At 33.1% G+C, this 22,348-nt stretch carries 20 protein-coding genes and 1 pseudogene; 6 read left to right on the forward strand and 15 right to left on the reverse strand.

Annotated elements, in window-relative coordinates:
• Positions 1–7: 7 nt before the first annotated feature.
• The 7 genes and pseudogenes from FND99_RS06530 to FND99_RS06560 form a co-directional block, all read right to left on the reverse strand.
• Positions 8–457 (reverse strand): FixH family protein, encoded by a 450-nt coding sequence (locus FND99_RS06530; protein WP_144337167.1) that lies wholly within the window; start codon positions 455–457, stop codon positions 8–10.
• Positions 458–468: 11 nt separating this feature from the next.
• Positions 469–1,887 carry a cytochrome c oxidase accessory protein CcoG gene (gene ccoG, locus FND99_RS06535; RefSeq protein WP_144337168.1) on the reverse strand — a complete coding sequence of 473 codons (1,419 nt, stop codon included), beginning with the start codon at positions 1,885–1,887 and terminating at the stop codon, positions 469–471.
• 9 nt (positions 1,888–1,896) lie between these two features.
• On the reverse strand, positions 1,897–2,850 hold the full coding sequence (locus FND99_RS06540; RefSeq protein WP_144337169.1) for a cbb3-type cytochrome c oxidase N-terminal domain-containing protein: 954 nt from the start codon (positions 2,848–2,850) through the stop codon (positions 1,897–1,899).
• Between the two features lies 1 nt (position 2,851).
• Positions 2,852–3,045 (reverse strand): annotated as a pseudogene (locus FND99_RS06545) (CcoQ/FixQ family Cbb3-type cytochrome c oxidase assembly chaperone).
• A gap of 4 nt (positions 3,046–3,049) precedes the next feature.
• Positions 3,050–5,239: a cytochrome-c oxidase, cbb3-type subunit I gene (gene ccoN / locus FND99_RS06550; RefSeq protein ID WP_144337171.1), complete on the reverse strand. Its 2,190-nt coding sequence runs from the start codon at positions 5,237–5,239 to the stop codon at positions 3,050–3,052.
• A 2-nt stretch (positions 5,240–5,241) separates the two neighbouring features.
• Positions 5,242–5,433 (reverse strand): cbb3-type cytochrome oxidase assembly protein CcoS, encoded by a 192-nt coding sequence (ccoS, locus tag FND99_RS06555; RefSeq protein ID WP_133524865.1) that lies wholly within the window; start codon positions 5,431–5,433, stop codon positions 5,242–5,244.
• 116 nt (positions 5,434–5,549) lie between these two features.
• Entirely contained in the window at positions 5,550–7,937 is a 2,388-nt protein-coding gene (locus FND99_RS06560) for a heavy metal translocating P-type ATPase (protein WP_144337172.1), read from the reverse strand.
• Positions 7,938–8,141: 204 nt separating this feature from the next.
• On the opposite strand from FND99_RS06560, the gene FND99_RS06565 reads away from it, so the two are divergent.
• The gene (locus tag FND99_RS06565; RefSeq protein WP_144337173.1) at positions 8,142–8,822 is read left to right on the forward strand and encodes a Crp/Fnr family transcriptional regulator; all 681 of its coding nucleotides are present in this window, start codon (positions 8,142–8,144) and stop codon (positions 8,820–8,822) included.
• Here FND99_RS06565 and mazG read toward each other — a convergent pair whose 3' ends face one another.
• The 3 genes from mazG to def form a co-directional block, all read right to left on the reverse strand.
• The gene (gene mazG, locus FND99_RS06570; RefSeq protein ID WP_144337174.1) at positions 8,823–9,593 is read right to left on the reverse strand and encodes a nucleoside triphosphate pyrophosphohydrolase; all 771 of its coding nucleotides are present in this window, start codon (positions 9,591–9,593) and stop codon (positions 8,823–8,825) included.
• Positions 9,594–9,692: 99 nt separating this feature from the next.
• A complete protein-coding gene (locus tag FND99_RS06575) occupies positions 9,693–10,181 on the reverse strand; it encodes a DUF5606 family protein (RefSeq protein ID WP_144337175.1) in 489 nt (162 codons plus the stop codon).
• Positions 10,182–10,238: 57 nt separating this feature from the next.
• Positions 10,239–10,829: a peptide deformylase gene (gene def / locus FND99_RS06580; RefSeq protein ID WP_144337176.1), complete on the reverse strand. Its 591-nt coding sequence runs from the start codon at positions 10,827–10,829 to the stop codon at positions 10,239–10,241.
• 203 nt (positions 10,830–11,032) lie between these two features.
• On the opposite strand from def, the gene FND99_RS06585 reads away from it, so the two are divergent.
• Entirely contained in the window at positions 11,033–13,255 is a 2,223-nt protein-coding gene (locus FND99_RS06585) for an FUSC family protein (protein ID WP_144337177.1), read from the forward strand.
• Positions 13,256–13,296: 41 nt separating this feature from the next.
• On the opposite strand, the gene FND99_RS06590 is transcribed toward FND99_RS06585, so the two are convergent.
• From FND99_RS06590 to FND99_RS06600, 3 genes are all read right to left on the reverse strand, one after another.
• Entirely contained in the window at positions 13,297–14,790 is a 1,494-nt protein-coding gene (locus FND99_RS06590) for a malate:quinone oxidoreductase (protein ID WP_144337178.1), read from the reverse strand.
• Positions 14,791–14,916: 126 nt separating this feature from the next.
• Positions 14,917–15,333 carry a Holliday junction resolvase RuvX gene (gene ruvX / locus FND99_RS06595; RefSeq protein WP_144337179.1) on the reverse strand — a complete coding sequence of 139 codons (417 nt, stop codon included), beginning with the start codon at positions 15,331–15,333 and terminating at the stop codon, positions 14,917–14,919.
• Between the two features lie 645 nt (positions 15,334–15,978).
• Positions 15,979–16,614 (reverse strand): PAS domain-containing protein, encoded by a 636-nt coding sequence (locus FND99_RS06600; RefSeq protein WP_144337180.1) that lies wholly within the window; start codon positions 16,612–16,614, stop codon positions 15,979–15,981.
• A 287-nt stretch (positions 16,615–16,901) separates the two neighbouring features.
• Here FND99_RS06600 and FND99_RS06605 point away from each other — a divergent pair, with 287 nt between their 5' ends.
• Both FND99_RS06605 and FND99_RS06610 read left to right on the forward strand, forming a co-directional pair.
• Positions 16,902–17,717 carry a 2,3,4,5-tetrahydropyridine-2,6-dicarboxylate N-succinyltransferase gene (locus FND99_RS06605; RefSeq protein ID WP_073409737.1) on the forward strand — a complete coding sequence of 272 codons (816 nt, stop codon included), beginning with the start codon at positions 16,902–16,904 and terminating at the stop codon, positions 17,715–17,717.
• A gap of 175 nt (positions 17,718–17,892) precedes the next feature.
• Positions 17,893–18,642, forward strand: coding sequence for a glycosyltransferase family 2 protein (locus FND99_RS06610; protein WP_144337181.1), 750 nt, complete (start codon positions 17,893–17,895; stop codon positions 18,640–18,642).
• Here the strand turns inward: FND99_RS06610 and FND99_RS06615 are convergent.
• Positions 18,634–19,359: a polysaccharide deacetylase family protein gene (locus FND99_RS06615; protein ID WP_144337182.1), complete on the reverse strand. Its 726-nt coding sequence runs from the start codon at positions 19,357–19,359 to the stop codon at positions 18,634–18,636. The two genes, FND99_RS06610 and FND99_RS06615, sit on opposite strands and share 9 nt — an antisense overlap.
• A 42-nt stretch (positions 19,360–19,401) precedes the next feature.
• Between FND99_RS06615 and FND99_RS06620 the strand changes: the two genes are divergently transcribed.
• Positions 19,402–20,172, forward strand: coding sequence for a glycosyltransferase (locus tag FND99_RS06620; protein ID WP_144337183.1), 771 nt, complete (start codon positions 19,402–19,404; stop codon positions 20,170–20,172).
• 62 nt (positions 20,173–20,234) lie between these two features.
• Positions 20,235–21,302, forward strand: a complete 1,068-nt coding sequence (locus FND99_RS06625; RefSeq protein WP_144337184.1) for a glycosyltransferase family 9 protein — start codon at positions 20,235–20,237, stop codon at positions 21,300–21,302.
• 31 nt (positions 21,303–21,333) lie between these two features.
• On the opposite strand, the gene FND99_RS06630 is transcribed toward FND99_RS06625, so the two are convergent.
• On the reverse strand, positions 21,334–22,107 hold the full coding sequence (locus FND99_RS06630) for a protein kinase family protein (RefSeq protein WP_144337185.1): 774 nt from the start codon (positions 22,105–22,107) through the stop codon (positions 21,334–21,336).
• Positions 22,108–22,348 lie beyond the last annotated feature (241 nt).

Here is a 22,348-nt window from a genome sequence, read left to right on the forward strand (position 1 = left end):
CTGTTAATCAATTAACGTAAATAACTTCTTTAGTCAAATATTTTGTGCCGTTGTACTGCCATTCCATATTTACATCCCAACGACCTTTGACTAGCTTGTCTTTCGGAATCACTAAAGCAGAATTTGTTAAAGCAATTTTAGTATTAAAGTCAAATTTCTTGTTTGAAGGACGATACAACAAAACGTTTCCTGTTATTTTATCACTTTCAAAAGTGACAGGAAAAGCAATTTTCACACCAGAGTTATCAAAAGTTATTGAAGGCTTTTGTTGCAAATCATGTGCATTTTGTACACGAGCCATTTCTTCTTGAAAATGCGAATCATGTTTGTAATATTCTTCCACAACTAAATCATTGTCATATTTTGAATTCGATTGTACTTCAAAAACAAAATATAATATAAAAGTCATAAAAAGAGCAAAAGCTATGACAATTCCGGTTCCCCAATTTATTTTCATGATTGTATATTTTAATTAAAACTTCGAGGCCCTAAAAAGTTGGTTTTTGTTGTCTCAAGTAATTTATTTCCGTTGTAAACACCAATTTTAACCGTTGTTTTATCGCTTTCTAAGATTGCTTCATTGATTTCTATAAAAAGCGTTCCTTGAGCAGTTTCCTCTCTTTTGATTTTGAAATTTTTGTTTCCAACATTTTTGATTTCACCTTTTTGATCAATCAATTCAAAATGAATATCATTGTAATCATTCATCGTTTTATTGACAATTTTGTAGGTATAAACATTGCTAATTTTATCTCCTTTATGCTGAAACAATTGTCCAGGCAAACGCAGAATAATAGCTTCGACATTAGTTCTTAAAAACAGCATTCCGACAAAAACACTCAATAAAATAAATAAAACAGCTGTATAACCTTTCATTCTATTGGTGAATTTAAAAGGTTCTTTTTTAGCTATTTCATCTTCGGAAGCATATCGAATAAGCCCTTTAGGCAAGCCTACGCTTTCCATTATGCTATCACATTCATCGATACACGCAGTGCAGTTTGTACATTCGAGCTGAGTACCGTTTCGAATGTCGATTCCCATTGGGCAAACGTGAACACATTGAAGACAATCGATACAATCTCCTTTTCCGGTTAATGCTCGGTCTTCTTTTTTATTGAATTTTGCACGTCCTTCTTCTTTTTCACCACGAACAAAATCGTACGCCACATTTATAGATTTATTGTCCAGAAGAACACCTTGAAGTCGGCCATACGGACAAGCAATTATACAAACCTGTTCACGAAACCAAACAAAAACAAAGTAAAAAACACCTGTAAAAATAAGCAATGCAATAAAATTGCTGGCCTGTTTTACAGGGCCTTGCTCAATCATTAAAAACAATTGGTCGCTACCTACTAAATACGCCAAGAAAATGTTTGCAATACCAAAAGAAATTATAAAGAAAATTGTCCATTTTACAACTCTTTTTCTAATTTTCTCTGCATTCCATTCTTGTCGTGCCAATCGCGATTGAGCGCCTCGGTCACCGTCAATCCAATATTCAATTCGGCGGAAAACCATTTCCAAAAAAATTGTCTGCGGACAAATCCACCCACAAAAAATTCTTCCAAAAACAACCGTAAATAAAATGACAAAAACGACTCCAACCAACATTGAAATCACAAAAAGATAAAAATCCTGAGGCCAAAACGGAAAACCAAAAATATTAAAACGACGTTCCATAACATTGAACATCATAAACTGGTTACCCTTGACTTTTATAAATGGATTTGCAACTAAAATCGCCAACAAAACATAGCTGACAATCTTTCTGTAATCATAGAACTTACCAGACGGTTTTTTAGGAAAAATAAATTTTCTGTTACCGCCTTCATCAATTGTTCCAATGGTATCTCTAAAAGCTTCGTCTGGTAAATTTGACATGATTTTTTCTTATTTTTTAACTTCTATACTATCTTTTGGGGCAGCTGCTGCTGATGTTGCTGCGGCATCTTTTTTAGGAGCGCTTTCATCAACCCAAACTTCTCCTTCGGCTTCTTTTGGATCTTTAGGATTACTTCCTTGCAGAGACAAAATATAACTCGCCACTTTTTGGATATCTTTTGGCTTCATTCCATTTGTTTTCCAAGAAACCATTCCTTTTCCGTCACGGCCACCGTTTGTAATCGTATGGAAAACGTTTTTGATTCCTCCACCTAAAATCCAACGATCATCTGTCAAGTTTGGACCAATTTGTCCTCCGGCATCAGCTCTGTGGCACGCCGCACAATTTGTCAAGAAAATTTCTTTACCAGCGGCTAAACTTGCATCATCTGTAAGTAAAACAACGGTTTTTTCATCCATTAAATCGGGAGCGGTTTTTAGGTATTCATCGACATCGATTTTGGCTTGAGCCATTTCCTTTTTAAGCTCCATTTCTTGATCATCTGCACCAAGAATTTCATAACGTATAAGATAAATTGCGCCAAAAATGATAGTCATATAAAATAAATATACCCACCAAGGCGGCAAATTATTGTCAAGCTCTTTGATGCCGTCATAATCGTGATGCATCAACAAATCACCTTCTTTTTCCATTGGAGGTGTTTTTGTCAGTTTGTGCATCAGTTCTTTGAACCAAGTGCTTTCGCTTAAACTAAGACTATTTTCATAATCTACTTTTGCTTTTTCTTCTGGCGACATCAATTGATACATTACTCGATTGACAGCGCTTAGCGTAATTTCAACTGCAATTAAAACAAATAGAAATACTAGCAAAAAGACAGAAACCATCGGGAATTTTATGAAAGCAGGCTGATTTCCTGAATCTATAAAATACTCCATCAAAGCAAAACCGATGAAGAAAATAAGTGGTACTCTTACATATACTGGGAAAAACTTTTTCATTTTATTTATCTTTTGAAATTATACCAAGTCCTCGTTTAAAGGAATTTCACTCATTTCTTTAATCTTGTCTTTCTTATAAGAGAACACCCAAAAGCCTAATCCTACAAAGAATAAAAAGAAGATCAAGAGAGAAAGAATCGGGTAAATTTCTACGCCCGATATCGTTTCCATATTGTGTTTTATCTGTTCAAACATAGCCTTATTTTTTAGCGGTCTCTTTTACTTTTATATCAGTCCCCAATCTTTGAATGTATGCGATCAGAGCAACAATTTCCCTTTCATTCATCGGAACGAATTTTTCGCCTTTGGCAGCAGCTTTCTTTTTGCTGTCATCATAACTTTTTACAAAGTCAGGATCATTTTCTAAGCTTTTTTCAATTTTGACAGCTTGATCCCTCAATGCTTTTTGAGCGTTTGCAATATCAGAATCTGAATATGGCACACCAAGTGAAACCATCGCTTGCATTTTCTTTTGTGTCAATGAAATATCCAAAGGTTTATTGTCAAACAGCCATTTGTAGCCCGGCATGATTGAACCTGCAGAAGTACTCTGCGGATTCCACATGTGATTAAAATGCCAATTGTCATTGTACTTGCCTCCTACTCTCAACAAGTCAGGACCTGTACGTTTTGATCCCCATAAAAATGGATGATCGTAAACAAATTCTCCTGCTTTTGATTGAGGTCCATATCTTTCAACTTCACTTCTAAAAGGTCGAACCGACTGAGAGTGACAACCTACGCATCCTTCTCTGATATATAAATCACGTCCTTCAAGTTCTAATGGTGTATATGGTTTTACGCTTGAAATTGTCGGAATATTTGATTTAACCATAATTGTTGGTACAATTTGAATAATACCTCCAATTAAAATGGCAATCGTAGCCAAAATAGTCAATTGAATAGGTTTTCTTTCTAACCAAGTATGGAATTTTTCTCCACTTAATCTGTTACTGCTTATTCTTTGCAACGCCGGAGCTTGTGCCAATTCATCTTCAATTGTATCTCCTGCTTTTACGGTCATGATGATATTGTAAACCAATGTTATCATTCCGATCAGATATAAAGTACCTCCAATCGCTCTCATCCAGTATAAAGGCATAATCGCCGTAACTGTTTCAAGGAAGTTTCCATACGTTAAAGTTCCGTCAGGATTAAACTGTTTCCACATTGAAGCTTGTTGGAAACCTGCAACATACATTGGCAATGCATACAATATAATTCCAAGAGTTCCAATCCAGAAATGGAAATTAGCCAGTTTTTTAGAAAACAAAGTGCTTTTTGTCATTCGTGGAATCAACCAATAAATTATACCAAATGACATAAATCCGTTCCAAGCCAACGCTCCTACGTGTACGTGTGCAATAATCCAGTCTGTATAATGTGCAATAGCATTTACATTTTTAAAAGAAAGCATTGGGCCTTCAAAAGTCGCCATTCCGTATCCGGTAATTGCTACAACAAAAAACTTCAAAACTGGTTCTTCACGAACTTTATCCCAAGCACCTCTTAATGTTAAAAGTCCGTTGATCATACCTCCCCAAGATGGAGCAATTAGCATTACAGAAAATACCACACCTAAATTTTGCGCCCAGTTTGGCAAAGCAGAATATAATAAATGGTGAGGTCCTGCCCAGATATAGATAAAGATTAAGGACCAAAAGTGAATAATAGATAATCTATAAGAATAAATTGGTCTGTTTGCTACTTTAGGAATAAAATAATACATCAATCCTAAAAATGGTGTTGTCAAGAAAAACGCAACCGCATTGTGACCGTACCACCATTGTACCAGAGCATCTTGAACACCAGCGTAAACAGAATAACTTTTTAATGCAGAAACAGGCAATTCAATATTATTGAAAATGTGTAAAACAGCAACCGTTACAAATGTGGCTAAGTAGAACCAAATAGCAACGTATAAATGCCTTTCACGTCTGCGAAGCATTGTACCAATCATGTTGATTCCCATTACGACCCAAATCAGAGCTATTGCAATATCGATCGGCCATTCTAATTCAGCATATTCTTTTGATGAAGTGTAACCTAAAGGTAATGTGATGGCGGCGGCAACAATAATCAACTGCCAGCCCCAAAAATGAAGATTACTTAAAAAATCACTGAACATTCTGGCTTTCAGCAAACGCTGCAGCGAGTAATATAAACCCGCAAAAAAAGCGTTTCCGACGAAGGCGAAAATCACTGCATTGGTATGCAAAGGTCTTAATCGGCCGTAGCTAAGCCACGGAATCCCATCTGTCATGTTGGGAAAAAGGTACATGACCGCTAAGGTCAGCCCCACTAACATACCTACTACTCCGAAAAGAATAGTGGCATAAATGAATTTTTTTACAATTTTGTTGTCGTAATAAAACTGTTCCATTTCCATAATTAAACTTGTTTTTCTTCGGTTGGTGAATTATTTTTCTGGGGAATATTTTTTGTCTCGTCATCAAAAAGCATTCTGACTGAGGGCGTATAGTCATCATCATACTGTCCAGATTTGACAGCGATAATAAAAGCAATGAAGAAGCCTACTGCGACGCAAATACTTACTGAGATTAATAGATAAATTACACTCATACCATAAAATTATGTTAACAAAATTAACTCCTTAGTACTGCATAAAATATGATAATTATCATAGTCAAATGGCTTATGCTAAATTTACTAAAAATTTAGTTAAAAATTATTTATAATCATTTTAAATTACTAGAACTGAAGTAGTTAGCCATTATAGTTACAAAACTCACGATTGTAATTGTGCTCAAAGGCATAATAATAGCAGCTACTAATGGCAGAAGATTGCCCGTTATTGCAAACCCAAGTCCCACCACATTATAAAGAAGAGACAACACAAAACTCATTTTAATGATCAAAATTGATTTTTGCGAAAGCTTTAAAAAGTACTTCAATCGCGAGAATTCATTGGCATCTAAAATTGCATCGCAGGCAGGCGAAAACACATTGACATTTTCCGAAATAGAAACTCCTACATTGCTTTGAGCAAGTGCTCCGGCATCATTTAATCCATCACCAACCATCATGACATTCTGCCCTTTTTCCTGCAGTTTTTTGATGAATTCGAGCTTTTGTTCAGGTTTCTGATTAAATATCAATTCAGTTCCTTCTGGAACGATTTTTTCAAGATTCTCTCTTTCGCCATCATTGTCGCCTGAAAGTACCTTTAATGTATAATTTTTGCTTAAATCTAAAAATAACGTTGCAAGACCATCTCTATACTGATTTTGGAAATTAAATCGCCCGAAATAAACATCATTGATTCTAACATGAAGTGCCGTTTTTTCGATTTCTGATGTATCTAAATCTGGACTTTCTACATATGCAGCCGAACCAATTTTAATTCTTTTCTTTTCGGCGAAAGCCAAAATCCCTTTTCCGGTTATTTCCTCAAATTCATCAATTTTAATTCGCTTTGTTTCTGGCAAAAAGTCATACAACATTCTGCTTAAAGGATGATTTGACGCGCGAAGTACATTTTTCAGTAAAACCGAATCTTCATCAGAAATCGGAATTCCTTCGTAAACAATATTTGATTTTTTATTTGTTGTGATTGTCCCCGTTTTATCAAAAACTAAGGTATCAACTTTAGCCAATTGCTCAATGACCAAAGCGTTTTTAAGATACATTTTTTGCTTACCCATAATTCTGAGGATATTTCCAAAAGTGAAAGGCGCTGTAAGTGCGAGAGCGCAAGGACATGCGACAATTAATACAGCAGTAAAAACATTGAACGCTGTATTAGCATCAATAAATATCCAATAACCAAATCCTGAAAAAGCAATCAATAATAATATAGGAGTAAAATAACGGCTGATTTTATCGGTGATTGTTTTGTGTTTTTGAACTACTTTTTTCTGAAAAATTTCATTGCTCCATAATTGCGTCAGATAACTTTGAGAAACGGAATGCAAAACTTCCATTTCAATTACTTTCCCTATTTGTTTTCCACCAGCAAAAACTTTATCGCCCGATTTTTTTGTTATCGGAACTGCTTCTCCTGTAACAAAACTATAATCAATTTCGGCTTTTTCGCTGATCAAAATTCCATCAACCGGAATCAATTCTTGGTTTCTGATCAATAGTCGGTTTCCTTCTAATACATCATAAATTGGTACGCTTTCTTCAGATGTATCTTGATTAATTCGGGTAACTGCTATTGGAAAATAGGATTTGAAATCTCTTTCAAAACTCAAAAAACTGTAGGTTTTGATTTGGAACATTTTTCCGAGAAGCATAAAAAATACAAGACCTGTAAGACTGTCAAAAAAACCGGCTCCATAATTCATGACAATATCGAAAGTACTTCTGACAAACATTACAATAATTCCTAAAGCAATTGGAATATCAATGTTCAACATTCTCGATTTGATACTTTTATAAGCGGAAACATAATAACCGCTTGCGGAATATAGGAAACTCGGCAAAGCCAATAAAAAAATCAAGATTCTAAAAAATGGCTTGTAATTATCCAGCCAAAACTCTTTGATTTCAAAATATTCAGGAAATGAAAGCAACATGATGTTTCCAAAACAAAAGAACGCAACACCAAGTTTATAAGTCAAACTTCTATCAACATTGCTTTTGCCCGTTTCGTAATTTTCAAGACTTATATAAGGTTCATAACCAATTGAACTTAACAAATAAGCAATTGATTTAAGCGAAACAAGATCTGAGTTGAATGTGATTCGGACTTTTTTTTCTGGAAAATTAACTTGTGAAATGCTGATTCCCGGCTGAATTCTGTTTAAGTTTTCCAGAATCCAAATACACGAACTGCAATGTATATGGGGAATATTTAAAGAAACAATCGCAGTATTTCCTTCTTGAAAATCAATTATTTTTGATGAAATAGCTTCATTGTCTAAGAAATCATATTTTCCTTGAATGTCTTGCGGAGTAGCGCCTGGCGATTTTTCGAAATCATAATAACAGGTCAAATCATGAAGGCTAAAAATCTCGTAAACCGTTTTACATCCGGCACAACAAAACTTTTTTTCATCAAAATTGATTTCTTCATTTTTAGGAATTTCAATTCCACAATGAAAACAGCTCTGATCAGTCATAATTTGTTTCTTTTTTAATGTAACAAATATTTCAAATAAGATTTTGGTTTAAATATGACAATTATCATATGAAAACGAAATCAAATTCTAATTTAATGAAATAAAACAGGCAAATTACGTTCGTAAAAATTTTCTGCATATTTTAAGAAAAAACAGCGCTATGCATTACGAATATTGGTTAATTTTGCACTAAATTATTTTGCTATGAATAAATGTGACCAATGTATTGTACGCCAATTATCTTCTTTAAAAGCCCTTAATAAAGAAGAAGTTATACAATTAGCAAATAGCAAAACGAGTTACTCAATTAAAAAAGGAGAAGCTATTTTTGAAGAAGGTGAAGTTACAAATGGCGTATTTTGCATTAAAGACGGAGTTGGAAAATTATCAAAATTGAGCGCCAACGGAAAAGATCAGATTGTAAAATTGGTAAAATCTGGCGAGTTGTTAGGACAGCGATCTATGATTAGCAATGAACCTGCAAATTTGACCGCAAAAGCAATCGCCGACATGGAAGTTTGCTTTATTCCGAAATCTGAAATCATTCATTTTTTCAATAACAACAATCAATTTTCGCTTAATTTAATGCAGTCAATTTGTGAAGATTTGAAAGAATCTGAAAATGATAAAATTGCATTAGTTCAAAAAACCGTAAAACAGCGTTTAGCAGAAACTTTGCTTCAACTCCATGATGAATTTGGTGAAAATCCAGATAAAACCCTAAAAGTACAACTTACAAGAGAAGAACTTGCCGGAATAATTGGAACTGCGACTGAAAGCTGTATCCGCCTTTTGTCTGATTTTAATAAACTAGAATTAATTGAGCTTGTTGGAAAAAAAATTATGCTGAAAGATGTTCGAGCATTAAAAAAAATGGCCGAATAATTAGAGTTTTTTAGCTTCGTTCCAAAAAACATCCATCTCTGCCAAAGTCATTTCTGATAAAGGTTTTCCTAATTCTCCCGCTTTGCTTTCTAAATACTGAAAACGTTTGATGAATTTTTTATTCGTGCGTTCTAATGCATCTTCAGGATTTACATTTAAAAATCGGGCGTAGTTGATCATCGAGAATAAAACATCGCCAAATTCAGCTTCAATTTTATCTTGATCTCCTGTTTTTACTTCCACCTGAAGTTCTTCTAGTTCTTCTTGAACTTTATCCCAAACCTGATGCGGTTCTTCCCAATCAAAACCAACACCTTTTACTTTATCTTGAATTCGGCTTGCTTTTACTAACGCTGGAAGACTTCTAGGAACACCTTCTAAAACCGATTTTTTGCCTTCTTTCAGTTTCAATTTTTCCCAATTCTGTTTTACTTCTTCTTCATCTTTTACCACAGTATCGCTGTAAATATGCGGATGACGATGAATTAGCTTGTCGCAGATTTCATTACAGACATCTGCAATATCAAAATCATTGGTTTCTGAGCCAATTTTGGCATAAAAAACAATATGAAGCAACAAATCTCCAAGTTCTTTTTTGACTTCATTTAAATCATTATCTAAAATTGCATCACCAAGCTCGTATGTTTCTTCAATTGTCAAATGACGCAAAGTCTGCAGCGTTTGTTTTTTATCCCACGGACACTGCTCGCGAAGTTCATCCATGATTATTAATAATCTTTCGAAAGCTTTCATCTGAAGTTCTTTGCTCATTTTTGATTTTTTTTTGAATTGTAATGAAGTACTGTAAAAGTAAAAAATCCTGTCAAGAAAACATCTCAACAGGATTAATATATTTGAAAGAAGCTTTGACTATTCTTCTTTTTTTGCTTTTGCTTTTTTAGCTGGCGCTTTTTTAGCTGGTGCTTTTTCTTCAACTGCAGAAGCTTCTTCAGCTGTTTCTGTTGCTGCAGGAGCTAAATCAGTAACTAAACCTTTTGCTTGAAGCGTGTTGTACCAGTTTAATACTTTCTTAATATCAGATGGATAAACTCTTTCTTCATCATATTCTGGCAAAATTTCTTTGAAATAAGCACTTAATGTAGCGTTATCTTCTTTGTGTGAAATAGCTTGACCTTTATTTTCTTTAGTCGCAATCTTTTGCATCACTTCAGTTAATGGTTTTTCGCCTTCGTATGTATAAATTGAGATTTCCGACAATAAACTTACATTGCTTTTTAAGTTTACTGTGATTTTTTTTCCGTCTGTTAATGATTCTGCCACAAAACCTGTACGAGTTTGCACTTTCAGTACATATAAACCTGGTTTCCCTGAAATGGCTAAAATTTTGTCTAAATTCATGTTATATTAATATTAGTATTAAGAATTTTATTTTTTGTCTAGTTCTTATAGGAACAATTATCTTCCTTTTTTAGCGGCAGCAAACTTCATTCTGTATTCTTGAAACGTCTTGCCTTCGGTAATATTTTTTAATTTCTTTTGAATCAAACGCTTTTTCAAAGAAGATATTTTGTCTGTAAACAAAATCCCTTCAATATGATCGTATTCATGCTGAATAACTCTTGCGATCAATCCATCAAAAACTTCCGTTTTCATTACAAAATCTTCTTCACAATATTCGATTGTAACAGTTGGTTTTCTGTAAACATCTTCACGAACATCTGGAATACTTAAACAGCCTTCATTAAAACTCCACTCTTCTCCTTCTTCCTTAACGATTTTAGCGTTGATAAAAGTTTTTTTGAATCCTTTTAATTCTTTTGCTTCATCAGATTCTAAATCATCATCTTCACTAAAAGGAGTTGTATCAATAACAAACAAACGAATTGCCATACCTACCTGAGGAGCAGCAAGCCCAACACCGTAAGCATTGTACATGGTTTCATACATGTTTGCTATTGTTTCTTTTAGGTTTGGATATTCTGGCGTAATTGCCACACCTACTTTTCTTAAAACAGGATCTCCATATCCTACAATTGGTAAAATCATTTGTATTATTTTATTGTATTATCTATTGCAAAAACCGAATTTTAGTTTCCCACAATTCAGCTGGCAAAAATAGTAAAAAATAGTCTACTTATAATTTTAAACCCTATATTATATCTTATTTTTTGCCTGAATGTTAAAATCTCAGCTATAATTATGCCAAATTAATTCGTACAATTCTTACCTTTGTTAGTAAACCTCTATATATGTTTGATCGCATCTCGAAATTTACGAACAGTACTTCTTTTTTAAACGCCTCAAAAGTAACCATTGCTTCTGTAGTTCCTGTGCTGATTTTAAACTTCTTAGGGCATTTTGAAATTGGATTCACCATTGCACTTGGAGCTTTTTATACCTATCCCAGCGATATTCCAAGTTCGTTGAGCCATAAAATAAAAGGACTTATTGTAGCTTCCTTTATTGTTTCGGGAGTCAATTTATTGGTAAACTTTACTTATCCGTATCCGATTCTGTTTTATCCTTTCTTAGGATTTTTATTGTTTTTATGTTCGATGATTTCCGTTTACGGACAACGCGCAACATTAGTTTCATTTTCGGCTTTACTTTCAATTTCATTATCATTCGGGCATTTGCATGAAGGTTGGGAAGCCTTTCAATATGCGGGATTCATTTTCATCGGAGGAATTCTATATTTAATAGTATCTCTCATATTTCATTTTATACAGCCTTATAAATATGTAGAACTTGAAATTGCCGAAGGAATAAAACTAACAGCTAAATACCTCAAATTAAGAGGTGATTTATGGAGCCCAGAAGCAAATAGAGATGCTATTACTGAGAAACAATTAGCGGTTCAAGTTGAGCTGAATCTTATTCATGAGGATTTAAGGAAAATGCTTATTGGCAATCAAAACGCATCTGGCACAACGGCTCAAAATCGTAAGATGCTTTTAGTATTTATTACTTTGGTTGAAATTCAAGAACTTGCATTATATACTTCATTTGATCACAGCAAATTGCATGAAAAGTTTGCTAAACATCCAGAAGTGCTTCGAACGTATCAAAACGTAGCTTATAAATTGGCTTCGACTTTAAAAAAACTCTCTAAAAATGTGCATCATATTGCGGTTTATGTTGATAAAAATGATTTGAAAAATGAATTGGACGCGCTCGAATTTGCCATTTTTGATTATGAAAAAAGTTTGGGCAAAGAAGAGGCTTCAGAAGGTGTTTTGATGCTGACAAACATGCTGAAATATGCAAGAAACCAAGTTGGAAAAATTAAAATTATTCAGCGTGCTTTCTCGCTTGCCATGCAGTCTTACAAACTAAAAGACAAAGACAAGGAATTGGAAAAATTCCTTACACCGCAATATTATCCGTTACGAACTTTGACTGAAAATTTAAGTTTTTCTTCTTCTATTTTCAGACATTCTTTGAGATTGACCATTACAATTTTAATTGGTTTTTTGATTGGAAAAATTCTTCCGTTCCAAAATGTTTATTGGATTTTATTGACCATTGTCGTTATCATGCGCCCGGGTTATGGATTAACGAAAGAGCGTTCTTATAATAGAATCTTCGGAACTATTTTAGGCGGATTATTTGCTTTCGGAATTGTATCTGTAGTTCAAAATCATATTGCGCTGAGTATTTTTTCGATTGTTTGCATGCTTCTCGGAATTTCCTTTACTCAGATCAATTACAAAATAAGCGCCACGTTTGTAACGATGTATGTGGTTTTTATCTATGGAATTTTGACTCCAAATGTGGTCGAAGTAATTCAGTTCAGGATTTTAGATTCGCTTGCGGGAGCTATTTTAGCTTTTATCGCCAATCAGTTTTTGTGGCCGGCTTGGGAGTTCATCAATACGCCGATTCACATTGAAAACGCAATTCGGGCAAACCGAAACTATCTTAAAGAAATTGCCGATTATTATAATAAAAAAGGAGAAGTTCCAACGTCGTACCGTTTGGCCAGAAAAAATGCTTTTGTAGAAATTGGAAATTTGATGACTTCGTTTCAGCGTATGATGCAAGAACCAAAATCAAAACAAAAAACCTTGCCGTTGGTAAACAAATTAGTTGTGCTTAACCATTCTATTTTGTCTGCTTTGGCTTCGTTATCAACTTATATCCAGTCGCATCAGACCACATCGGCATCAGATTCATTCAATTATATCATCAAAACAATTTTATCAAATTTAGATCATTCCATTTCTATTTTAAAAAATGAAACGATTATAAATGATACTTTTTTTGACAAAGAAGATGTAACACTTCAGTTTGAAGAATTAAAACGCAAAAACTTTACGCGTCTTGCCGAAGATGATGAACTCGACAAAGAAACACGTCAAGCTAAAATGCAGGAAGCGCAGTTAGTAATTGAACAATTAATCTGGATGAGCAACCTTGCCGAAAAGATTTTAAAGATTACCAAAGAATTAAAAGCAGCAAATCCAGATTAATTCATCTGGATTTGCTGCTTTTATTATATTTAAAACCTTGCTTAGTTTAACTTTAAAACTTCAGAAGTTTCTTTTCTAAGTTTAGCCAAAAGCTCTGGTTTATCATTTAATGTTTGTCCGTAAGACGGAATCATTTCTTTCATTTTTGCTTCCCACTCTGGTGTTTTGATTTGTTTTGCAAAACATCTGCTTACAAGATCAATCATAATGGCAACCGCAGTTGATGCTCCAGGAGAAGCGCCTAATAAAACTGCTAGCGTTCCGTCGTGTGTGTTGATTACTTCTGTGCCAAATTCTAAAACACCACCCTCTTTTTCATCTTTTTTGATAACTTGAACACGCTGCCCTGCTTTTTCAAGTTTCCAATCTTTTGAACGTGCAGAAGGCAAATATTCGCGAAGTGCTTTCATTCTGTCCTTTGGAGACTGACGCACTTGCTCGATTAAATATTTAGTCAACGGAATATTGTGATATCCAGCTGCCAACATCGGAATCAAATTATTAGATTTTATTGATAATGGTAAATCTAAATAAGATCCGTTTTTCAAGAAACGAGTTGAAAACCCAGCAAATGGACCGAAAAGCAATGCTTTTTCACCGTCGATTACACGAGTATCAATATGCGGAACAGACATTGGAGGTGCTCCAACGCTTGCTTTTCCATAAACTTTAGCCTGATGTTTAGCAATAACTTCAGGATTTGTACATTTTAGCCATTGCCCGCTTACTGGAAATCCACCATAACCTTTTCCTTCTGGAACATTTGCCTTTTCTAACAAAGGCAATGAACCACCACCGGCACCAATAAACACAAAACTTGTATATGCTTTTCTTTTTTGCCCTGTAGAAAGATCCGTGATTTTAATTCTCCATGATTTATCCTCACGTTGTTTTAGTTTTTTAACCTCGTGGTTAAAATACAATTTTACGCCGTCTAATTTTTCAAGATAATTAAACATGCTTCTGGTCAAGGCACCAAAGTTAACATCGGTACCAATTTCCATGTGCGTTGCCGCAAGTTTTTCATTATTTTCTCTGCCTTCCATTACTAATGGCATCCACTCTTTCAGCTGATTGAAATCAGTACTAAAAGTCATGTCGGCAAAAATTGGGTTACTTTGCAATGCAGCAAATCTCTTTTTAAGATATTCTACATTTTTATCGCCCCATACAAAACTCATATGAGGAACACTTTTTATAAAATTTTCTGGAGACGGCACTTTCTTTTCCTGTACCAAATACGACCAAAACTGGCGTGAAATCTCAAAAGATTCTGCTATGCTTATTGCTTTTTTAGGATCAATACTTCCATCGGCCTTTTCTGGTGTATAATTTAATTCACAAAAAGCTGAGTGTCCGGTTCCTGCATTATTCCATGCATCAGAACTTTCGGCTGCGGCAACATCAAGTCTTTCGTAAATTTCAATTTTAATATCCGGCTGCAGCTCTTTCAAAATTAATCCAAGAGTTGCACTCATAATTCCAGCTCCAATAAGCACTACTTCACTATTAGAACGTATTGTATTGTCAGGCATAACAGTATTTGTTTTTAAAAATGCAAAGGTACTTTTTTCAATCGCAAAAAAAAACTAAAATCTGCATGATAAAAGTTAGAAAATCATATTTTTTTCTAAATAAAGTGAAATTTTTCGACCCGAAACCTAAAAACGGTTAGAAGAAAGATAGTCTTGGAGCATTATCGTTGCAGAAATTTCATCGATCAATCCTTTGTTTTGGCGCTGTTTTTTGCTCAGTCCGCTGTCGATCATCGTTTGAAAAGCCATTTTTGATGTAAAGCGCTCATCGACACGAACGACTTTCATATCAGGAAAAATATTTGAAAAATGAGTTACAAAACCTTTTATAATTGATGCACTTTCAGAAGGAAGCCCATTCATTTGTTTTGGTTCGCCAATTAAAACCGCCTCGACTTTCTCTTTGGCAAAATAATCTTTCAAAAAATCAATTAAAGTATTGGTCGGAATTGTGGTTAAACCCGATGCAATAATCTGCATTTCGTCTGTAACGGCTATTCCGGTGCGTTTTTGTCCGTAGTCTATGGAAAGAATTCTTGGCATTTTTTTAATTTTAAATAAAGAATTTTCTAAATAAGGTCAATAAAAGAAATATTTGTGATAAATGCAAAATTGTACAATATGTATAATAAACCCACTTGAGGAAAGTTATTTGTTTTTCATCAACAACTTTACTATACCAAAAACCTCTCAAAAAACCTCCCCTTATCCAGATAAATGGCTCTCCAAATAATTCGTTATTAATCAAAAAAAATGATCTATTTAATAATAAGGCAACTAATGGTAATGAGTAAATAAAAATTGTTTTAGAATTCGACAAGTAACTTAAATCAAAAAACACTAACAAAATGCCAATAATCAAAATTATGACAGCAATTAAAAAGATCTTTTTAAAAATTGAAAACAACTTAATATCCTCAACTAATAGATAAATAAAAAAACTAAAAATTGAAACTAAACCTGTTAAAGTGTAAAAATAAATCTCTCCTAAACTCATTTTAATTTTTTTCTTTAATCTCTGGCTGAAATTCTAATCTAATTACTTCCACAACATTTCCATTTACAAGTACAAATATAAAGCTTTTTGAATCTCTATGCTTTTTAAATAATAAGTTTAAAAACCAAAAAATCCGCTTTAAAAAACTTCAAAGCGGACTTGTCCAAAATATTCAAAACCTAAAAATTCAATTACCTATTAAATAATCTTCTAAAAAAACCTCTTTCCTCCTCCTCGTCTTCCTCCAACAACTGTTGTTCGTACTGTACGAATTTTGACTGTGATTTTTCATGTTCCAAAATCAATTCCTTGATATATTCAACGTACGATCTCTTTTTTTCTTCCAGAAATCCAATTAAATATTTCTCACTAAATTCTACACCACTTGCGGCTTCGATTTGTAAAAGCTTTCTATACAGAGGCTCAATGTGAAGCGAAATAACTTCATGCGGTACAGCTTGTCGTCTTCCAAAATAATTGACAATAACACCATTTTCGTCTTTCGCAATTTCAAAATCGGTTATAACCCAATAATATCGTCCAGATTTCGCCAGGTTTTTTACTATTGCATGAAAATTTTTTCCTTGTTTAAGATTTTCCCAAAGCACCTTAAAAATGACTTTTGGCATATCTGGATGTCTGATAATATTATGTGGTTGTCCCATTAATTCATAGTCTTCATAACCTGAAACATCAACAAACACTTCATTGGCATATTCAATAATACCAAATGCATTTGTTTTACTCATAATAACTTGTGTTTTGTCCCAAGTAACTTCTTTGTCAATTACCGTAATTTTGTTTTGGAGCTGATTTTCATGATTCATATTAACTGCTTATAAAATTTGTTTTTGGAATGGTTGTATCAATTCGTTTCTTAGTTTCTCAGAATTGACGATGCGAAAGTAGCTTGAAGAAAAAAAGCAGAATCTGATTTTTGTCATATTATGATAGAAAAAAAACTTATAAAAGATTATTACATGATTTAAAACAATATGAATGTTTTTTTTATTTATCAAATTAAAAACAAAATGTTACACATATAACATTTTCAAAAAGGTTTTACTTTTCCGCTTTTCTACAAATACGCTATCTTTGCCAAAAATTAAAACATATGAATTCTTTACAGACTATAATTGAACAAGCTTGGGAAAACAGAGCTTTATTACAAGAAACGGCTACAACTGATGCTATCAGAGAAGTAATCGAATTAGTAGATGCAGGAAAATTACGTGTTGCTGAACCAGTTGGTGATAAGTGGCAAGTAAATGAATGGGTAAAAAAAGCGGTTGTAATGTATTTCCCAATTCAAAAAATGGAAACATGGGAATCTGGTATTTTTGAATACCACGATAAAATGTTGCTGAAAAGAAATTATGCTGAAAAAGGAATTCGTGTAGTACCAAATGCAGTTGCACGTTACGGAGCTTATATTTCAAGCGGTGTTATCTTAATGCCAAGTTATGTAAATATTGGTGCGTATGTTGACGAAGGAACTATGGTTGATACTTGGGCAACTGTTGGAAGCTGTGCGCAAATTGGTAAAAACGTACACTTAAGCGGTGGTGTTGGAATTGGCGGTGTTTTAGAGCCATTGCAAGCTGCTCCAGTAATTATTGAAGACGGCGCATTTATTGGTTCTCGTTGTATTGTTGTTGAGGGTGTTCACGTAGGTAAAGAAGCCGTTCTTGGTGCTAACGTTTGTTTGACTGCTTCAACAAAAATTATCGATGTTACGGGTGATGAACCAGTTGAAATGAAAGGTTTTGTTCCTGCACGTTCTGTTGTAATTCCAGGAAGCTACACTAAGAAATTTGCTGCTGGAGAATTCCAAGTGCCATGTGCCTTGATTATTGGTACTCGCAAACCATCTACAGATTTAAAAACTTCATTAAATAATGCACTTCGCGAATACGACGTGGCGGTGTAAATTTTAAAGAATCCAATTTATTAATCCAAATTCCAATTATTATATTGGAATTTGGATTTTTTTTTGCAAAATCAGAAAAAAAAATTATACTATTGCACAAAATTTACAAGCAATACATTTATATACTAAATAGAAGAAAAAAAAAGAATATATATACGATTTCAAACTGCAGTTTATGTCAAAAGAAACTAAAAAATTATCGGTTATTATATTAACTTATAATGAAGAATCACATATTACCGATGCTATTCGCTCTGTAACATTTGCAGACGAAATAATTGTTTTAGATTCTCATAGCACGGATTCAACTGCTGAAATTGTTACTAATTTAGGAGTTCAGCTTCTTTTTAGAAAGTTTGACAATTATTGCAATCAAAGAAATCACGCAATTGACGCCGCAAAAGGTGACTGGATTCTGTTTCTTGATGCCGACGAAAGAGTTACACCCGAATTGAGAGACGAAATTTTAGAAAGCATAAATTCAAATAAATCTGATGCTTATAGAATTTGGTTTCCGCACTTTTTTATGGATCGTTTTTTATTTCATTATACCGACAAAGTAACGCGTTTGATGAAAAATGAAAATCTTCGTTTTGAAAATGAAGTACACGAAAAATTGGTTGTAAAATCGAAACCTCCTGTATTAAAAAATTATATGATACATTATACTTATAAAGGACTTTTCAACTTTATAAGCAAAAAAGACAAATATGCTTGGTTTCAGGCAAAAATGTCACATGAAAAAGGAAAAAAAGCAACGCTTTTTCACTTATTCTTCAAACCATTTTACCGTTTTTTCCATACTTACTTTGTAAAAAGAGTTTACCTTGATGGAGTTCCGGGATTAGCAGCAGCATCAATAGATGCGTACGGAGTTTTTTCTAGATATGCAAAAATGGTATTATTTGAAAAAGGCCTAAAATAATTTTAATTTTCCAAATCGTACTTTCAATTTAAACACTATCAAATTGTCTAGACCTTTGATGTCTATACGTTTGATTTCATATTTATCTTTAAACGGAAAAGTATTTGGTCGATTACCGATTTTTAATCCAAATTTCATTTTATTTTCATTAATTGTTGTTTTGAAATTTGCATTTTCGGAGCCTTCTTTTGGATAATTCCCATACGGGTATGCAAGTGCTGGAAATACATCCAGATTATAATTTCCAATTATCTCTTCACACTTCAAAAAATCATTTTCAATTTCTGACTTGCTCAGCGTTTGATATCTGTTATGTGCATAAGAATGATAACCAAGTTCAATAATGTGACGCGGCAATTCTTTTAATTGCTCGATCGTCATAATTTTCTGTTCTGGTTCTCCTGTTTTTTTTTGCCATGAATCTGTTTTTCCAATATATTGGAAAGGAATAAAAAAACTGGCTTTCAATTTGTATTTTTCTAAAAGAGGCAAGGCATAAACCAACTGATTTTCGGTAACATCATCAAATGTCAGAATAATGCTCTTTTGAGGAATTGCCTCCATTTTTTCTAACTCAGAAAAATGAAATGTCTTGTAATTATTGTCTTTTAAGTATTGAAATTGTCTCTCTAAATTTTGTACCGAAACTGTCAATTTATTACAATCTGAAGCAGATTGGCACACATTGTGATACATTAAAATTGGTAATTTAGACATTTTATTTAATTTTCGACAAAGTTATGCTTTTTAACATTATTTTTGGCGAAAAAATCAGAAATCGTGTTGGCGGAAAAAATAAGCATCATCTCGCTTTGTTACAATGACGAGACCTACATAAAAAAACATTTTGAGAATTTATCCTTTGCCAATGAAATCATTTTAATTGACAATAACAGCACGGACAAAAGTGTTGAAATTGCAACAGAATTGGGTGCTACGGTTATGCCGCAAGGAAATAATTTCAAAGCTGACTGTATTAAATCGGCAATTGAATCTGCAAAAAATAATTGGATAGTTTTAGTTAGCTGCACCGATCATCTTCCGCAGGGACTTATCAATGAAATATGTTCTGAAATTTCTAAGCCCAAAACTGCTGCTAGCTACTATTCTGGCCAGACATTGCTTTTCTTTGGGAAAATAATCAAATATGGTGTGTTTTTAGGCAGAAAGAAACTTCTTCTTTTCGATAAAACGAGACATACCTATACGCAAAGTGTTGATAAAAGCTTTTTTAAACGACCAAAACTTTTTAAAAACAAGATCGAATCTTTTGCTTACAAAAACTTCGACGATTTCAGCAACAGACTTAATGTTATTCGAAAAGAAGAAGCTATGGTTTTGTTTAAAAGAAACAAAAGACCCAATATTTATCACTTTTTTATAAAACCACTCTTCACTTTTATTGATCAATATTTTCTAAAATTAGGTTTTCTTAATGGCCGAGAAGGATTTATTTTAGCGTATATATGTGCTTTTTCTATAGTAAAACGTTATTACCTTTTATGGCTGGCATATCGTAATATGGATTGATTTATCAGCACATTTTTAAAAACTAAAAAAACCAAATTTCCAAGCACACAAATTCTATTAAAATGAAAATATTAATTATACAGCAAAAAAGAATTGGAGACGTTTTATTAAGTTCTATCCTTTGCAATAGCTTAAAACAAGCACATCCAGATGCTACAATAGATTTTATGTGTTATCCTAATTGCAAGGATGTTTTACTTGGAAACCCAAATATTGATTCGATTATAGTACTTCCAAATGAAATCAGAAAATCATATTCATCATTATTTAGGTTCTTTTTTGAAATCAGAGCCAAAAAATATGATGTACTAATAGATGTTTACGGAAAATTAGAAACCAATTTGATCACTTTATTTTCTGGTGCAAATACTAAAATTTCGTATTACAAATGGTACTCTTCTTTATTTTACAATCATAATCTTCATCGAATCCCTAAAGAGACCAAAACAAAATTTGGTCAGGCAATCGACAATAGGCTTTTGTTGTTGCAACCATTAAATCTGGATGAAAATTCAATTAATCCATATCCAAAATTATACGTTGATCCAAAAGAAAATGAAGAAGCAGTAGTTTTATTCCAAAAACACAATGTTGACAGAAGCAAGAAAATTGTTATGATCAGTCTTTTAGGAAGTGAAAAGATAAAAACATATCCTTTGGAATATATGGCTGAGACAGTAGAATTTATCAGTCAGAGCAGCGATGCCGAAATATTATTCAATTATTTCCCAAGTCAAATAGAAGACGCTCAAAAAATCTACAATCTTTGTTCTGCAGAAACACAGAAAAAAATACATTTTGATTTATTAGCTGGCAACTTGAGCTCGTTTATCGCTATAATGGATTTGTGCGATGTTATTATTGGAAATGACGGAGGCGCAATAAATATGGCTAAAGCATTAAACAAACCTTCGTTCACTATTTTTTCTCCTCATGTCGACAAAAATGACTGGGCGACTTTTGAAGATGGAAAACAGAATATTTCTGTTCACTTAAATGACTTTAAACCTGAGCTTTTTAAAGAATTAGGAGATAAAGAAGTAAAACCTAACACACTTCAATTGTATACTGAATTTACTCCCGATTTGTTTAAAGATCAAATATTGTATTTTTTAAATCAGCACCTGTAAATTAAAGTCTCAAAAAGCAAAGACAAAAGTCTTATGCTGCTTTTTTCCAGAATTTCAATTTCTTTTTAAGTCTGTGCTTTCTGGCAAATTTTTCTTGAAAATCACAAGTTTGCGCCCACATTTGTTCGAAAATCTCAGCTTCTGATTTATCCATATAAAGCTTAGAATATTCGTTACTCATTACGGCAATCATTTCTTTTTCAGGAGTCAAACGTCTTAAATTATGCATTCTTTGTTCGAAATTCATACTTTCATGAAAGTTCATTCGGTTCAAATCGACTAAAAAGAATTCATATTTGCCTTCTGCGACCTTTTTTATCAAAGTATTTCCAGGAGAATGATCTAGAAACTCAATTCCTTTTTCATGAAGGTCAAAAGAAAATCGTGTAAATTGCCTTAAAATATTATCTCCATCAGGGTAATCCGGAATTAAAATCAATTCTCTATAAGTCAATTCGGTTACTAAATGTTCACTCACATAATAACTGTCATTCAAACCCAACAAATTATAATTTTCTACAAATGCAATTGGTTCAGGAGTTCCAATACCTTTACTCAGCAAGAATGTAGCGTATTCATAGGAACGCTCTGCTTTTGATTTTCGAAAAAACCTATAGACAACCTTATTTATTAAATTAGGAACCTTAAATGACTTAATATTAATTGTCTTACCATCAAGTTCAAATAACTTTATAATGTTACGTTGTCCATTGCCAAAAATAGTTCCTGCTGTATTAAAATCTCTAGTAATACCAAGAACCGATGAAATTGAGCTGATAAAAACGGGACTTATTCTAAAATTCATTTGTGACTTTTTATAATCAACAAAATTGCGATAAACACTTCAAATGAATATGATTTTTTCATAGTCAATTAAACTGCAATATCGTTATCTTGTTACAATTTGTTTTTGTTTAACTTATCAAAACACATAATTTTTCCTTAAAAAACGTATTTTTCAATTTAGAAAACGGGCATTTTATCTTAATATTATTTTAAAGTAAATTAAATATGCTCCTAAATATGTTTTTATTTTAGACATTTAA

The sequence above is a fragment of the Flavobacterium daemonense genome (genome assembly GCF_007341385.1).
GTDB lineage: Bacteria > Bacteroidota > Bacteroidia > Flavobacteriales > Flavobacteriaceae > Flavobacterium > Flavobacterium daemonense.